Source organism: Neisseria zoodegmatis (genome assembly GCF_900187305.1).
Taxonomy (GTDB): domain Bacteria; phylum Pseudomonadota; class Gammaproteobacteria; order Burkholderiales; family Neisseriaceae; genus Neisseria; species Neisseria zoodegmatis.
The window spans coordinates 2445985-2461588 of sequence record NZ_LT906434.1 but is presented as its reverse complement, the minus strand read 5'-3'; the positions used below and the strand labels follow the sequence as shown (position 1 = coordinate 2461588).

16 protein-coding genes, 1 tRNA gene and 1 riboswitch are annotated in these 15604 nt (G+C 50.1%); of the genes, 13 read left to right on the top strand and 4 right to left on the bottom strand.

What is annotated here, in order from left to right; translation table 11 throughout:
- Nucleotides 1-13: 13 nt before the first annotated feature.
- Nucleotides 14-322 carry a 50S ribosomal protein L21 gene (gene rplU / locus CKV66_RS11580; RefSeq protein ID WP_095197892.1) on the bottom strand — a complete coding sequence of 103 codons (309 nt, stop codon included), beginning with the start codon at nucleotides 320-322 and terminating at the stop codon, nucleotides 14-16.
- 224 nt (nucleotides 323-546) lie between these two features.
- Here rplU and CKV66_RS11575 point away from each other — a divergent pair, with 224 nt between their 5' ends.
- Both CKV66_RS11575 and CKV66_RS11570 read left to right on the top strand, forming a co-directional pair.
- Nucleotides 547-1521 carry a polyprenyl synthetase family protein gene (locus CKV66_RS11575; RefSeq protein WP_085363544.1) on the top strand — a complete coding sequence of 325 codons (975 nt, stop codon included), beginning with the start codon at nucleotides 547-549 and terminating at the stop codon, nucleotides 1519-1521.
- Nucleotides 1522-1534: 13 nt separating this feature from the next.
- Nucleotides 1535-1609, top strand: a tRNA-Arg gene (locus CKV66_RS11570).
- Between the two features lie 45 nt (nucleotides 1610-1654).
- Here CKV66_RS11570 and CKV66_RS11565 read toward each other — a convergent pair.
- Both CKV66_RS11565 and queF read right to left on the bottom strand, forming a co-directional pair.
- Nucleotides 1655-2335, bottom strand: coding sequence for a 7-cyano-7-deazaguanine/7-aminomethyl-7-deazaguanine transporter (locus CKV66_RS11565; RefSeq protein ID WP_085363545.1), 681 nt, complete (start codon nucleotides 2333-2335; stop codon nucleotides 1655-1657).
- Between the two features lie 128 nt (nucleotides 2336-2463).
- Entirely contained in the window at nucleotides 2464-2940 is a 477-nt protein-coding gene (queF, locus tag CKV66_RS11560; protein ID WP_085363546.1) for a preQ(1) synthase, read from the bottom strand.
- A gap of 3 nt (nucleotides 2941-2943) precedes the next feature.
- Nucleotides 2944-2988: riboswitch (PreQ1 riboswitch) on the bottom strand.
- 858 nt (nucleotides 2989-3846) lie between these two features.
- On the opposite strand from queF, the gene CKV66_RS11555 reads away from it, so the two are divergent.
- From CKV66_RS11555 to CKV66_RS12695, 3 genes are read left to right on the top strand one after another with little or no spacing between them, the layout of a single operon-like run.
- Nucleotides 3847-4338, top strand: a complete 492-nt coding sequence (locus CKV66_RS11555) for a MarR family winged helix-turn-helix transcriptional regulator (RefSeq protein ID WP_054599653.1) — start codon at nucleotides 3847-3849, stop codon at nucleotides 4336-4338.
- A gap of 58 nt (nucleotides 4339-4396) precedes the next feature.
- Nucleotides 4397-5812, top strand: a complete 1416-nt coding sequence (locus CKV66_RS11550) for an efflux transporter outer membrane subunit (protein WP_085363547.1) — start codon at nucleotides 4397-4399, stop codon at nucleotides 5810-5812.
- A gap of 59 nt (nucleotides 5813-5871) precedes the next feature.
- Nucleotides 5872-6018 (top strand): lipoprotein signal peptidase, encoded by a 147-nt coding sequence (locus CKV66_RS12695; protein ID WP_085363572.1) that lies wholly within the window; start codon nucleotides 5872-5874, stop codon nucleotides 6016-6018.
- A gap of 63 nt (nucleotides 6019-6081) precedes the next feature.
- Here CKV66_RS12695 and rsmI read toward each other — a convergent pair whose 3' ends face one another.
- Nucleotides 6082-6951 carry a 16S rRNA (cytidine(1402)-2'-O)-methyltransferase gene (gene rsmI / locus CKV66_RS11540; RefSeq protein WP_085363573.1) on the bottom strand — a complete coding sequence of 290 codons (870 nt, stop codon included), beginning with the start codon at nucleotides 6949-6951 and terminating at the stop codon, nucleotides 6082-6084.
- A gap of 51 nt (nucleotides 6952-7002) precedes the next feature.
- Here rsmI and CKV66_RS11535 point away from each other — a divergent pair, with 51 nt between their 5' ends.
- The 8 genes from CKV66_RS11535 (at nucleotide 7003) to CKV66_RS11500 (ending at nucleotide 15580) form a co-directional block, all read left to right on the top strand.
- Entirely contained in the window at nucleotides 7003-7350 is a 348-nt protein-coding gene (locus CKV66_RS11535; RefSeq protein WP_085363548.1) for a YraN family protein, read from the top strand.
- A 3-nt stretch (nucleotides 7351-7353) separates the two neighbouring features.
- Entirely contained in the window at nucleotides 7354-7947 is a 594-nt protein-coding gene (locus tag CKV66_RS11530; RefSeq protein WP_085363549.1) for a phosphoheptose isomerase, read from the top strand.
- Nucleotides 7948-8039: 92 nt separating this feature from the next.
- The gene (locus CKV66_RS11525) at nucleotides 8040-8645 is read left to right on the top strand and encodes a BON domain-containing protein (protein WP_085363550.1); all 606 of its coding nucleotides are present in this window, start codon (nucleotides 8040-8042) and stop codon (nucleotides 8643-8645) included.
- 105 nt (nucleotides 8646-8750) lie between these two features.
- On the top strand, nucleotides 8751-9401 hold the full coding sequence (locus CKV66_RS11520; protein WP_085363551.1) for a hypothetical protein: 651 nt from the start codon (nucleotides 8751-8753) through the stop codon (nucleotides 9399-9401).
- Between the two features lie 107 nt (nucleotides 9402-9508).
- Complete coding sequence (gene map / locus CKV66_RS11515) at nucleotides 9509-10285, top strand: type I methionyl aminopeptidase (RefSeq protein WP_085363552.1); 777 nt, start codon at nucleotides 9509-9511, stop codon at nucleotides 10283-10285.
- Between the two features lie 261 nt (nucleotides 10286-10546).
- On the top strand, nucleotides 10547-10843 hold the full coding sequence (locus CKV66_RS11510; RefSeq protein ID WP_054599660.1) for a helix-turn-helix domain-containing protein: 297 nt from the start codon (nucleotides 10547-10549) through the stop codon (nucleotides 10841-10843).
- 129 nt (nucleotides 10844-10972) lie between these two features.
- On the top strand, nucleotides 10973-12649 hold the full coding sequence (locus CKV66_RS11505) for a formate--tetrahydrofolate ligase (protein WP_085363553.1): 1677 nt from the start codon (nucleotides 10973-10975) through the stop codon (nucleotides 12647-12649).
- 105 nt (nucleotides 12650-12754) lie between these two features.
- On the top strand, nucleotides 12755-15580 hold the full coding sequence (locus CKV66_RS11500; protein ID WP_085363554.1) for a valine--tRNA ligase: 2826 nt from the start codon (nucleotides 12755-12757) through the stop codon (nucleotides 15578-15580).
- The last annotated feature ends 24 nt before the right edge of the window (nucleotides 15581-15604 follow it).

Below are 15604 nucleotides of genomic sequence, written 5' to 3'. Positions count from 1 at the left end.
TACTCCTGATTAATTAAGCGATTGCCACGATTTCGATTTGGGTGAAATTTTGGCGGTGACCTTGGCGTTTTTGGTAGTGTTTGCGACGGCGCATTTTGAAGATACGCACTTTTTCGCCACGACCGTGAGCAACCACTTTGGCTGTCACTTTTGCACCTTCGATGAAGGGTGCGCCCACTTTTACAGATTCGCCGTCAGCAATCATCAAAACTTCGTTCAGTTCGATTTGGCTGTCGAGTTCGGCAGGTATCTGTTCTACTTTCAATTTTTGGCCAACGGTAACTTTGTATTGTTTACCGCCGGTTTTTACGACCGCGTACATACTCAACTCCATAAGGGTTTATAAAACATCTGCACACCATGCGCAGAACTGCGTATATTAAGTATATTTTGCTGTTTTGTCAAAGTTTATTTGTTTGGTGTGGTTGTACTGGGTATGCTGGAAGTGGAATGTCGGTGCAGTGTCCAGCCTTTGCTGCTATAATCGCGCGTCGTAATATTTCGCAGTCTTTTCTTAAAGTTTTACACTCAAAGCCATTTAATATCATGTTAGATAATCTGCCTTATTTCCAACGCCATCTGAACGATGATCTTGCTAAAGTCAATGTAGTTGTTAATCAGGCTGTGCAGTCTGAAGTTGCGTTAATTTCCCAAATCGGTACTTATATTATCAGTGCCGGCGGGAAGCGCTTGAGGCCGATTATCACGATTTTGGCAGGCAAAGCTTTGGGTTATGACGATCCTAAACTGTATTCTTTGGCTGCGATGGTGGAGTTTATCCATACATCGACCTTGCTGCATGATGATGTGGTGGATGAGAGTGAGTTAAGACGCGGCCGGCAAACTGCGAATAATCTGTTTGGTAATGCGGCTGCCGTTTTGGTGGGCGACTTCTTATATACCCGTGCATTTCAGTTGATGGTCGGCTCCGGCAGTATGAAGATTTTGGAAGTAATGGCCGACGCCACTAATATCATTGCTGAGGGTGAAGTAATGCAGCTGATGAATATCGGCAATACTGATATTACTGAAGCTGAATATGTGCAGGTGATCCAATATAAAACGGCTAAGTTGTTTGAAGCGGCTGCTCAAGTTGGGGCGATATTGGCTGGTGCTACACCCGAGCAAGAAAAGGCGTTGAAAGATTACGGTATGTATGTCGGCACGGCTTTCCAAATTATTGATGATGTTTTGGATTATTCGGGCAATGCCGATGAAATCGGTAAGAATGTAGGTGATGATTTGGCGGAAGGTAAGCCGACATTGCCGTTGATTTATCTGATGAGGCAAGGAAGCGAGCAGGTGGCGCAAGATGTGAGAGAAGCTCTGCAAAATGCCGATCGGGGTTCTTTCGATAAAATTTACCGTCACGTTGTTGCATCGCAGGCTTTGTCTTATGCTGCGGAAGAGGCTGCTAAGGCAGTGCAGAAGGCTGTCGCTTGTTTGGATGTATTGCCGGATAATGAGGTAACTCACGCAATGCGGGCGTTGGCCGAGCAGTCGTTGGCAAGGGTGTATTGATTGTTTCTGTAAGCCCGCTGTAGTTTAATGGATAGAACGTATGCCTCCTAAGCGTAAAATACAGGTTCGATTCCTGTCGGCGGGGCCATGATGAGAAAGGCCGTCTGAAATTTTTCAGACGGCCTTTTTGTATTTATGGTTCTTGTGAGGCTAAGCGCTGGGTGGTTTGTTGTTCGTTTAATGTAGTCAGTTTTTTGGTCAATATGTTTAAAAGTACGCCGTAAGCTGGTAAGAAAAACAGGGTGCAGATGACCAGTTTGAATAGGTAATCGACAAACGCGATTTCAGGCCAGTTGGCAGCCATAAAGGCATCGTTGCTGGCGTAAAAAGCAATGCTGAAAAACACGACGGTATCGATCGCGTTGCCTAGAAATGTGGAAGCGGTGGGTGCTATCCACCAAGATTTCAGTTTTCGCAATTTGTTGAATACAAAAATATCTATTAGTTGGCCGACAGCATAGGCGGAGAAGCTGGCCAATGCGATACGGCCGACAAAGCTGTTGAACGAAGCGAGTGAAGCCCAGCCTGTCCATGTTCCGTCTTGAAAGAGTACGGAGAATAAATAAGATAAAGCCAGCGCAGGCAACATGACCCAAAAAATGATTCTTCTGGCGAGGCGCTGTCCGAAAATCCTGACGGTAAGGTCGGTTGCCAAGAAGATAAATGGGAAGGTAAACGCGCCCCATGTGGTATGGAATCCGAAAATTTCAAAGGGGAACTGCACCAGATAGTTGCTGGCGGCAATGATGGTGATGTGAAACAGCGAAAGCCAAACCAAGGCTTTCTGTAATTGTGCGGAGCTAAATGAGTACATTCGGTAATTCTTTCGTTGCTTGTGCAAAAACAAATATGCAGTATTCAGACGGCCTCTGAAGGTGCGCTTTGAATCGTCAAGGGATTCAAGGCGAGGCTTCAGTAAGGCTTTTTAATATTTTCAGGTTCTTACAGAGAAGAGTCGTGAGAGAACAGGCGTTTTTTCGCCAGTTGCTCAAACTCAGTGTTGGGCTTGCCGTAGTTGGCAAAGGGGTGAATGGCAATGCCGCCCCGCGGAGTAAATTCTCCGAATACTTCTATGTATTTCGGCTGCATCAGTTTGATCAGGTCTTTCATGATGATGTTGACGCAATCTTCATGGAAGTCGCCGTGGTTGCGGAAGCTGAACAGATAAAGTTTCAGTGACTTGCTTTCCACCATTTTGATATCCGGAATATAGCGGATGTAGATGGTGGCGAAATCAGGCTGGCCAGTCATGGGACACAGGCTGGTAAATTCGGGGCAGATGAATTTGACGAAGTAATCGTTGCCGAGATGTTTGTTGTCGAATGCTTCAAGCACTTCGGGGGCGTATTCTGTTTTATAAGATACGTTTTGATTGCCCAGCAAAGTAATGCCGTGCAATTCTTCGGTATTTCTGGTCATGAATATTCCTTAGTTTTTTAATGTGGGAGGTTTTCGAACCACAGGGAAAGATCAGGGGCTGGATTTTAATACATTAAATCAAAATTGTATGCTTTATTTGCACTTTGCTTAGGGTTATTGGGCGAATCGTGCAAAAAAGAAAAGAGCTGGAAGACGGATATATGGTGGTATTCAAGCCTAGTGAGCTAATGTCTTGGCGGCATGTAATCGAATGCAAATAAACAACATCCTAAAGAAAATGTTTTTTTAAACAAGTTGTTGTTTGCGTCAAAGTGTTGGTGGGGCGCTAGAGGCTTCGTTTAAAAAAATTGAGATCTTCGCAAAGCCTTTATTCACAGTGTATTTGGCTTATTTATGCGCTCTTTGATAGGGTTTTGCGGATGAATCCTGTTTGATGCTGTTTAACTTTACATGACCTTGATGCATAAGCAATGCACGGGATTTAGCGCATGCTGTAAATATTTTACAGATTCGGCAGTCCATGCATTATGCGTAAAGAAATGTTTTTTTGCGAACTATTGCATAGAGGTTGCACTCTAATCGCTCGATTGCTGGAATCTGAGCAAAGTGTAAGTTCATTTAATTTCAAACTGTTTTGCTTTTTTGATAAACGCAAAAGCAATATCGGATTACGGCTTCGGGCAGCTTGCATATGGGCTTTTATTTTAAATGGTTTTTTAGTTTATTTTTATGCCAAATGCAATCCGTTTGTTGAATGGTTAAACCGATTGTCAATTTTTTAAGAAATTATATACAGCTGGATTAAAATAAAAATACCTTGATACAAGATGTATTGATACGTTCAGCGAAGAATACAGCTTTTACCGTATTTTAAAAGAAGATGGCTTCATATAACTTCTAAAATATGATGCTGCTTGAATAACATCACCGAAGAAGAGAATGTAAATGAGTTTTTCACAAGCCGAATTGGTTAATGCCTTACGTTTATTGTCAGGGCGTTTGCCAGAATTTTCCGAGCAACAAACCCAATCCGGCCGTTTGTTGCGTGTAGTTACCGAGCGTTTGAGCAGCCATTTGAATGACAGCCTGAAAGAGTTTGGCATCAACGAAAACTTGTGGTTTGCCATGATGGCAGTGTATGTCAGCCCCAATAGCGAAATTTTGCCTTCACGCTTGAGTGATTTGATGGATTTAACCCGCACAAGCGCCACCCGTCTGTCTGACGAAATGGTCGAGCGCGGTTGGGTAGAGCGCCACATCAATCAGCAAGACCGTCGTCAAATCGTGTTAAAATTAACAGCCGAAGGCGAGGCGTTCATCCAAAAGATTTGGCCGCAAATCTCCAGCAGAAGCGGCGAAGCTTGGGAAGACTTTACCAATGAAGACTATGCCCAGCTGCAACACCTGTTAGGCAAGCTGTTAACCAAACTGGGTTAATCAATAAGTTGGCTGCTTGGCATGGTAGTTGCGTAGTGGCAAGCAAAGCGGACAAAATATGAATTCGACTATTATTGCGCGTAGTTTGGCTGTTTGTGGCTTATTGGTCATTGCAGCCTGCGCGCCATTAGGTAAACAAGCGCCGTTGGAACAACCAACGGCGTATTCGTTATCTCAAGGAAACTCCACCAAAGAGGCGCGAGATGCTTGGTGGACTCAGCTTCGCGATCCTAAATTAGATACTTTGGTTTCTCTCGCGATTGAGCATTCTCCCCGCCTTAAGGTTGCTAAAGCCCGTTTTGCCCAAGCCCAAGCAGAGCTGGGTGTGAAGCAGGCGGCGGATCAGTTTCAGCTGGGCATTACTGCTCAGGGAATCGGTGCTTATGTTACGCCCAAACCGTCTTCGAGCCGGTTGGATGCGGACCGCACGCTGCTTTTGGCCAATACGGCACTTCAAGGCAGCTGGGCATTCGATTTTTGGGGTAAAAATCAGGCGCGTATCCGTTCTGCCTTGGGTCGGCGTCAAGCTGTGGCTTATGAAGCTGCTCAAACGCGCTTGGAGATTGCCCATGCGGTGGCTGCTCAATATTTTGCTTGGCAGGCGTTGGAAGCTCAGAAAAATCTGATTGAAAACAGAGTGTCCGTTGCGGAATCTTCTGAAAAGCTGCTAAACAGCCGTGTGCAGGCGAAAATCCTTCCCGCATCATCACTGTATCAGGCGGAATTGGCGAAGAACCAATTGCAGTTGGAATTGTTGAAGCTGGAAAAAAACATCAGCAATATCCGGCATAGTTTGGCGGTGTCTGTCGGTAAAGCGCCGAATGCTTTGGACGGATGGACGCCGTCTCCAATGACAGCAGTTCCGGCATTGGCCGTCAATCAGATTAAGGCTGACCTGTTGGGGAAACGCCCCGATATTGCTGCACAACGTGCATTACTTGAGGCGCGCGGCGAAGATGTTCGTGAAGCGAAAGCAGAGTTTTACCCGAACATTGAATTGAAATTGCTGGCGGGTTTGGCGCATGTGGATGCTTTTAATGTTGTGAAAGGCAAAAGTTCGGCGATGCTCGGTGTGTTGCCGGCATTGAATTTGCCGTTGTTTACTTCAGGCGCGTTGCAGTCAAAACTGGCAGGACGTCATGCCCAATTCAACGAACAGGTTGCGCTATACGATCAAACGGTTTTGAATGCGATGCGTTCTGCTGCGGATGCGGTGGCGGATTACCAAAACTTGACCAAGCAGGGTGTATTGCAGCAAAGGATGGTTGAGATTTCAGGCAAGGCTGAGGCCGCTGCGGCGCGTCGGGTGCGTGCGGGGTTGGAAAACGGTCTTACGCATTTGGCAAAGCAGGACGAAACCTTGCGTTTGAAAATACAGTTGGCTCAACATCAGGCCGAATGGTTGACGGCATGGAGCAATGTTCATGCGCAATTGGGCGGCGGGTTTAGCCAGCAATCTGAATATAGCAAATAAGCTTTGAGTTTCTACTGAGGTATTGCAGCGTTTCGCTTCAAAGAGAGCGATTGAGACCTTTGCAAAACCCCCATCTGCGGCGTATTTCTGCGTTGTGTGCTGCTCGCTCGTTTGCCTATCTATATGATATGTCTGCACTCGCTGCGCTGCTACGCCTTGAACTGCATCCACATCTGAGGGTTTTGCAAAGGTCTCCGATTGTATAAACCGCTTTATAGTTGTATTTTCAGACGGCCTCTTAAGTTTTGAGGCCGTCTGAAAAAATGGATTTACTTCCAAGTCAATGCCAAATCATATAAGGCTTTTTTGCTTTCACCGGTAATTTTGGCCGCTAAATCCGAAGCCTGTTTGGTGGGGAGTTCGGCGGCTAAAATTTTCATAATGTTCTGTGCGTTTTCCGATAGATCACTACTTTTTTCTTGCGCATCGGGGTGCAGCACAATCACCATTTCTCCGCGGCTTTGGTTCGCATCGTTGTTTAAGGCCGTCTGAATCTCGAGTACGGTTCCGCTCAAGAAGGTTTCGAAAGTTTTGGAAATTTCCCGTGCCAGCATGATTTTGCGGTTGGGAAACAGTGCGGCCATGTCGTCTAAAGTGGCGGCAATACGGTGCGGCGTTTCAAACATCACGACGGGAAAATCCACATCCGACCATGAGGCCAACAGTTTCCGGCGTTCGCCTGCTTTGGAGGGCAGGAAGCCATTGAAATAAAAATCGGCTTCAACCACACCTGCCACGCTCAACGCGCCCATCACTGCGCTTGCTCCCAAAACAGGTACAACTTTGAAATCCGCATCGCGCACCCGCTCGACCAGCTTGGCGCCGGGGTCGCAAACCGCCGGAGTGCCGGCATCCGATACTTGGGCGACAATCAGGCCGTCTGAAAGCGCATCAATCACTTTGCCTGCCATGTGTTGCTCGTTGTGTTCCCGCACGCTTAATAATTTGGACTGTATGCCGTAAGCACTGAGCAATTGCGCGGTAACCCGCGTATCTTCGGCGCAGATGAGGTCGGCTCGCTGCAAAACGGCGAGGGCGCGCAGGGTGATGTCGGCCAAATTGCCGATGGGCGTGGCCACAACGTATAATGTTCCGGCGGAAATGCTGTCGAAAGCTTTTTGATAGTGTTTTTGCATCATCATAATAAACGGCCGTCTGAAAAGATGAGCATTATAACGGGGATACACAATATGCGCTTAAACCATAAAGAAGGGGCGAGGGGTGAAGATATCGCCCTTCGTTTTCTGCAACAGCACGGCTGCCGGCTGATAGCACGCAATTGGCACTGCCCGTTTGGCGAAATTGATTTGATAGTCAAAAACGGTAACATGATTCTGTTTGTTGAAGTAAAATACCGCGCAGGACAAGGTTTTGGCGGTGCGGCATACAGTATCACGCCGTCCAAAGTTTTGAAATTACGAAAAAGTGCGGAACATTACCTGCAACAGCACGGTCTGAGCCATGCGCCATGCCGTTTGGATGCTGTTTTGATTCAGGGAAACGATGAGCCGCAGTGGATCCACAATATTACAGGTTAACCTATGACTGCTTTACAAGAACGCGTTGCCGCCCATTTCGCCCAAAGTATCGAAGCCAAACAGCAAGCTGCCGATATTTTGAACGAGCCAACTGCCCAAGCGGCGGAATTGATGCTCCAATGCCTGATGAACGACGGCAAAATTTTAGCGTGCGGCAACGGCGGTTCCGCCGCAGATGCCCAGCACTTCGCAGCAGAAATGACCGGCCGCTTTGAGCGTGAACGCATGGAGCTGGCCGCAGTAGCGCTGACTACGGATACGTCGGCCTTAACCGCCATCGGCAACGATTACGGCTTTGACCATGTGTTCAGCAAACAAGTGCGTGCGCTCGGCCGTGCAGGCGATGTGTTGATCGGCATTTCAACCTCCGGCAATTCGGCCAACGTTATCGAAGCCATTAAAGCCGCGCATGAGCGTGATATGCACGTGATTGCCTTTACCGGCAGAGACGGCGGAAAAATAGCCGGCATGTTGAAAGACAGCGATATTCTGTTGAACGTGCCCCATCAGCGTACCGCGCGCATTCAAGAAATCCACATTCTGCTGATTCATGCCCTGTGCGACTGTATCGACAGTGCCTTGCTCGACGGTATGTAATCAAGCTTTACCGACATTTCAGACTGTTGTTTTTCAGACGGCCTCAAAGCTGAAAAGGCCGTCTGAAACCTATCAAGAAAGGATGCTTAACGATGAGTATCAAACGATACGCCAAAACCCTGATTGCCGCTTCCGTTACCGCAACCGTATTGAGCGGCTGTGTGGGCGTTGTTTTAGGCGGAGCAGCCGTGGGCGGCGCGGCGGCAGTTGACCGTCGTACCGTCGGTACGCAAGCCGACGACAACGTGATGGAAGTGCGGATTAAAAACACAGCGATGACTTATCTGCGCTCCAACAATAAAAACGCCAACTTCCATCCGAAACTGTCGGTAGTCAGCTACAACCGCCACATCTTACTTTTGGGCCATGTTGCCACCGAAGAAGAAAAAGCGTTTGTCGAACAAGTGGCACGCGCCGAGCCGTCTGCCCAGCAAATTTATAACTACATCACCGTATCTCCGCAGCCCAGAACATTCGGCGCAATCACCGATGATACGTGGAGTACGTCAAAAGTGCGCACCACGCTGCTCGGCATTCAGGGCGTAATCCCCAGCCGCGTAAAAATCGTCACTTACGACGGCGTAACTTATGTGATGGGCATTTTGACACCTCACGAACAAGAAACCGTAACCGAACGCGTCAGCACTACCGTCGGCGTGAAAAAAGTGGTAACTCTTTATCAAAATTACAATAAATGATAAGCTAAGCCGCTGTGACCGCATTTTATAGCGGCTTTAGTTATCGTTTTAAAGGCCGTCTGAACGGTTCAGACGGCCTGTGTATGAAGTATCAAAGAGAAGCCAATGAACAATCAAAAATCCACCTCGCGAAGCAAAAAAAGCTCCGGCCTGAAATCCAAGCCCCTTTTGGTTGCCTTGTTTGCCGTGGCGGTGGGCGCAGTATGCGGTGCCGTGATCGGACTGATGCAGACTTCAGTACATTCCGATGCAAACGCCCGTGCGGCAGCATCGGCCGCTAAAGATGGAACGGTTGAAGTATGGGCGCCACGCGGCGCATCGGCACCGGCGGTAGCAACAGAGCCGGTGCAGCAAGCTCCCGTTGAAACGGCAGAACAGCAAAAAACGGAAGAAGCCGCACAAGCGTCGGAACCTGATGCACAAGCCGAAATCGCGGCGGCTAGCAGTCCTGTAACAGCAGAAAAGCCTCAAAAAACAGCTTCAAACCGTGTACAGCGTAAGAAAACCCTGCAGAAAAAAGTGAACGAAGCCGAAAACCAAGCTGCCGCTCCGGCAGAAACGCCTGCGGCTCCGCCTCAAGCCAAAGCCCCTGAGACTGCCGTAACCTCGGCAAAAGCTGCGGATGAAGCGCCTGCCGCACCGCAACCCAAGCCGCAACCGGCACCGGAAGAGCCGGCAGTGGCGAAAGAGCCGGCAGTGGCGAAAGAGCCGCCACGCGAGCCGCCTAAAGCAGTGGTTACAGACAATTTGTTTTAATCAAACAGCAGCGTGAGTTGTAAAATAATGCAGCATATTTTCAGACGGCCTTTCGAGTGTTGACCGAAAGGCCGTCTGAAATTCAAACACAGAAAAAAGGAAAGCCGATGGCGATTATCATCAAAACAGCCGAAGAAATCGAAAAAATGCGCGAGCTTGGCCGCTTGGCCGCCGAAGCCTTGGATTATATCGGCCAATTTGTCAAACCCGGGGTAACGACCAATGAGCTGGACAAGCTGGTTCATGATTACCATATTGAAGTGCAGGGCGGGTATCCTGCGCCGCTACATTATGGCAACCCTCCTTATCCAAAATCCTGCTGCACCTCGGTCAATCATGTGATCTGTCACGGTATTCCCGATGATAAGCCTTTGAAAAACGGTGACATTATCAATATAGACGTTACCATCAAAAAAGACGGTTTTCATGGCGACTCCAGCCGTATGTTTGCCGTCGGCCAAATCAGCCCGCAGGCGCAACGCCTGATTGATGTAACGCATGCCAGCATGATGGCCGGTATCGAAGCCGTGAAGCCCGGTGCAACCTTGGGCGATATCGGTTATGCCTGTCAGCAAGTGGCTGAAAATGCAGGTTATTCCGTTGTTCAAGAGTTTTGCGGCCACGGTATCGGCAGAGGCTTTCACGAAGAGCCGCAAGTGCTGCACTACGGTAAAAAAGGGCAGGGGCCGGTATTGAAGCCGGGCATGATTTTTACGATCGAGCCGATGATCAACCAAGGCAAACGCCATCTGCGTATTTTGGCCGACGGTTGGACGGTTGTTACCAAAGACCGTTCGCTTTCCGCACAGTGGGAACATGAGGTTTTAGTGACCGAAACAGGCTACGAAATACTGACTATCAGCCCCAAAACAGGTAAACCTTGATTTCGTTACGTTTTTTTTTGTAAATTATTTGGTATTAGAATGTTTACTTTAAAAAATAACTCATTGTTTTTAAAAGGTTTGATTAATTAGGTGTTACGTTTATCGTTTTTTTTGACCGCTTGATGAAAAATGAAATTAAACTTATCCTGAAATTGCTGTCTAAGCGTTTATACTTATCTGAATATAATATTCTCATGCCGGATATTATGATGGGATAAGTGAGTTGCCAGATTGAGCTTTACAACTAAAGAAGGGAATTTCATGAAGTCGTTCGAGAAAATCGAAAACATCCGCGATATCCGCAAGAAACTCGGTTTAAACCAAATGGATTTTTGGAGCCGTATCGGTGTAACCCAATCAGGTGGTTCACGCTACGAGTCAGGCCGCAACATGCCTAAACCTGTGCGTGAATTGTTGCGTTTGGTACATATCGAAAAAATCGATTTGGCAAAAGTAAACCGTGATGATCTCGCCATTGCTTCGCTCCTGAAAAGCCGCCAGCCGGATTTATACGCATCTTTGAAAAAAGAAGCCAAAGCCGAAGCGAAAAACAAATGAGTAGAGACCGAACGGCTGCCCGTTAGAATGCTAACGGGCAGCTTTATTTCGGCCGTCTGAAACGCTGATGGCGTGCCTGCTTTATCCGTTATAATACCGCCGTTACCAACCTACCCACAGGAAACCGTTATGAGCTATAAAACCGATGCCGAAATCGCCCAAGCCGCCGCAATACGACCGATAGGCGAGATTGCCGCCAAACTCGGATTGATCGCAGACCAATACGAGCCTTACGGCAAATACAAAGCCAAAATCAATCCGGCCGACGCATTCGCCCTGCCCAAAAAACAAGGCCGTCTGATTTTGGTAACGGCCATCAATCCCACACCGGCGGGCGAAGGTAAAACCACCGTAACCATCGGTTTGGCCGATGCCTTGCGCCATATCGGTAAAGACGCGGTGATTGCGTTGCGCGAACCCTCGCTCGGCCCTGTGTTCGGCGTGAAAGGCGGCGCAGCGGGCGGCGGTTATGCGCAAGTGCTGCCGATGGAAGACATCAACTTGCATTTCACCGGCGATTTCCATGCCATCGGTGCGGCCAACAACCTGCTGGCTGCCATGCTCGACAACCACATTTACCAAGGCAACGAATTGAATATCGACCCCAAACGCGTGCTGTGGCGGCGTGTGGTCGATATGAACGACCGCCAGTTGCGCAACATCATCGACGGCATGGGCAAGCCTACCGACGGCGTGATGCGCCCCGACGGCTTTGACATCACCGTTGCCTCCGAGGTAATGGCCGTGTTCTGCTTGGCCAAAGATTTGGCAGACTTGAAAGAACGCTTGGGCAATATCCTGATTGCCTATGCCAAAGACGGCAGCCCCGTTTACGCCCGCGACATCAAAGCACACGGCGCAATGGCGGCCTTGTTGAAAGATGCGGTTAAGCCCAACCTCGTGCAAACCATCGACGGCACGCCCGCGTTTGTACACGGAGGCCCGTTTGCCAATATCGCCCACGGCTGCAACTCCGTGATTGCCACCCGTTTGGCCCGCCATCTGGGCGATTACGCCGTTACCGAAGCCGGCTTCGGTGCGGATTTGGGCGCGGAAAAATTCTGCGACATCAAATGCCGCTTGGCAGACATCAAACCCGATGCCGCAGTCGTCGTCGCCACCGTGCGCGCCTTGAAATACAACGGCGGCGTAGAGCGGGCAAACTTGGGCGAAGAAAATCTGCAAGCATTGAAGAGCGGCCTGCCCAATCTGTTGAAACACATCAGCAACCTGAAAAACGTGTTCGGCTTGCCGGTGGTTGTCGCACTGAACCGCTTTGTTTCCGATACCGATGCCGAGCTGCAAATGATTCAGACGGCCTGTGCCGAGCAAGGCGTGGAAGTCGCCCTTACCGAAGTGTGGGGCAAAGGCGGCGCGGGCGGTGCCGACTTGGCGCATAAAGTTGTCAACGCCATCGAAACCCAGCCCAACAACTTCACCTTCGCCTACGACACCGATTTGGGCGTGCAAGACAAAATCCGCACCATCGCCCAAAAAATCTACGGCGCGGCCGATGTCGATTTCAGCACCGAAGCCCTTGCCGAAATCGCCTCGTTGGAAAAATTGGGCTTGGACAAATTGCCCGTGTGTATGGCGAAAACCCAATATTCACTGAGCGACAACGCCAAGCTGCTGGGCTGCCCGAAAGATTTCCGCATCACCGTGCGCGGCATCACCGTGTCCGCCGGCGCAGGCTTTATCGTCGCCCTGTGCGGCAACATGATGAAAATGCCCGGCCTGCCGAAAGTGCCGGCCGCCGAGAAGATTGACGTGGATGAAAACGGCGTGATTCACGGGTTGTTCTGATATTGAGTTTTAGTATGGAAGGCCGTCTGAAGGGTATTATTTCAGACGGCCGTTTGCGTTATAATCCGCCGATTAAACATTTATTTCAGCCAATAGAAAAACATCATGCTAGACAAATATAATCCCGCCGAAATCGAAGCCAAACATTATCAAAACTGGCAATCGCAAGGCTATTTCCAGCCGGATATGGCCGCAGCAGAATCGTTCTCCATCCAGCTTCCCCCGCCCAACGTTACCGGCACCCTGCACATGGGGCATGCCTTCAACCAAACGATTATGGACGGCCTCACGCGCTATTACCGCATGAAAGGCCGCAACACCTGCTGGATTCCCGGCACCGACCATGCCGGCATTGCCACGCAGATTGTGGTGGAGCGGCAGTTGGCCGAGCAGGGTGTTTCGCGCCACGATTTGGGGCGCGAAGCCTTTCTTGAAAAAGTGTGGGAGTGGAAAAATGTTTCCGGCGGCACGATTACCGAACAAATGCGCCGCATGGGTTGTTCTGCCGACTGGAGCCGCGAATATTTCACGATGGACGACGTGCGTGCCGAAACCGTTACCGAAGTGTTCGTGCGCCTGTTTGAGCAGGGCTTGATTTACCGCGGCAAACGCTTGGTGAACTGGGATCCCGTGCTCGGCACCGCCGTTTCCGACCTTGAAGTGGAAAGCGTGGAAGAGCAGGGCAGCATGTGGCATATCCGCTATCCGTTGGCCGACAATCCTTCAGACGGCCTTATCGTTGCTACTACCCGCCCCGAAACCTTATTGGGCGATGTGGCGGTGGCGGTGCATCCCGAAGACGAACGCTATGCCCACTTAATCGGCAAAGCATTGCTGCTGCCGTTGGCGAACCGCCGTATTCCGATTATTGCCGACGAATATGTAGAAAAAGATTTCGGCACCGGCTGCGTGAAGATTACGCCCGCGCATGATTTCAACGACTACGAAGTCGGCAAACGCCACGATACGGCTTTAATCAACGTGTTTGATTTAGAAGCGAAAGTTTTAAGCCAAGCCGAAGTATTCAACTTTAAAGGCGAGGTTCAAACAGGCATTGCTTTGCCCGAAGCCTACACAGGTTTGGACCGCTTCGCCGCCCGTAAGCAAATTGTGGCCGATTTGGAAGCGCAAGGTTTGTTGGTGGAAGTGAAACCGCACACCTTGATGACCCCGAAAGGCGACCGCACCGGCAGCGTGATCGAGCCGATGCTGACCAGCCAATGGTTTGTGGCGATGAGCGCGAAGCCCAACGGCGGCGAACCTGCCGGAGAGTTTGCCGGCATGAGCTTGGCCGAAAAAGCCAAACACGCCGTAGATTCCGGTCAAGTGAAGTTTATCCCCGAAAACTGGGTCAACACCTACAACCAATGGATGAACAATATCCAAGACTGGTGTATTTCGCGCCAACTGTGGTGGGGCCATCAGATTCCCGCTTGGTACGATTCAGACGGCCGCGTTTACGTTGCCCGCAATCAGGAAGAGGCAGAAAAATTGGCAGGCACAAGCGGTTTAACCCGCGACGAAGACGTGCTGGATACTTGGTTCTCGTCTGCGCTGGTGCCGTTCTCCACTTTGGGCTGGCCGTCTGAAACCGAAGAATTGAACGCCTTCTTGCCGAGCAACGTATTGGTAACCGGCTACGAGATCATCTTCTTCTGGGTGGCGCGCATGATTATGATGACCACCCACTTCACCGGCAAAGTGCCGTTTAAAGACGTGTATATCCACGGCATGGTGCGCGATCACGAAGGCAAGAAAATGTCGAAGTCCGAAGGCAACGTGATTGACCCTGTCGACTTAATCGACGGCATCGACCTCGAAAGCCTGCTGGTGAAACGCACCACCGGTCTGCGCCGCCCCGAAAAAGCGCCGCAAGTGAAAAACGCCACCGAAAAACTGTTCCCCGAAGGTATTCCCGTGTTCGGTACCGACGCACTGCGCTTCACGATGGCGAGTTACGCCAGCCTCGGCCGCAGCATCAACTTCGATTTCAAACGCGCCGAAGGCTACCGCAATTTCTGCAACAAGCTGTGGAACGCCACCAACTTCGTGTTGATGAACACCGAAGAGAAAGACTGCGGACAAGACGAAACCCTGCCGCTGGCGTACAGCTTTGTCGACCAATGGATTATCGGCCGCCTGCAACAAACCGAGGCCGCCGTTGCCGAAGCATTCGATACCTATCGCTTTGATTTGGCGGCGCAAACGCTGTATGAATTCGTATGGAACGAGTATTGCGACTGGTATATCGAGCTGGCGAAAGTGCAACTGCAAACCGGCTGCGAATCCACCCAGCGCGCCACCCGCCGCACTTTGGTGCGCGTGTTGGAAGTGGTGCTGCGCCTGATGCACCCGATTATGCCGTTCATTACCGAAGAGCTGTGGCAGGCAGTTGCGCCGCTGGCGAATGCCAAGAAAACCGACAGCATCATGCTGGCCGCTTGGCCGGTTGCCGACAACGAAAAAATCGTGCCTGCCGCGTTTGAACAAATGGCCGCGCTGCAAGACTTAATCGGCGCGGTGCGCAACCTGCGCGGCGAAATGGGCTTGACTCCGAGCGTGAAAGCACCGTTGTTTGTCGAAGGCGGCAAAGATTTGGAAGCCTTGCTGAAATATGTGCCGATGATGGCGCGTTTGACCGAAGCCAAACTGGTCGACAAACTGCCCGAAAGCGAAGATGCGCCGGTGGCCGTCTGCCAAAATGCGCGTCTGATGTTGAAAGTGGAAATCGACAAAGCCGCCGAAACCGCCCGCCTGAACAAAGAAGCCGAGAAGCTGCAAAAAGCGTTGGACAAACTCAACGCCAAACTCAGCAAACCCGGCTACACTGACAAAGCCCCTGCGCATCTGGTCGAAAAAGACCGCGCGGAGCTGGCCGAGTTGGAAGACAAAATGGCGAAAGTACAAGCGCAACTGGCTAAGTTGAAATAAAAACCGGTGTTTAACAAGAGGCCG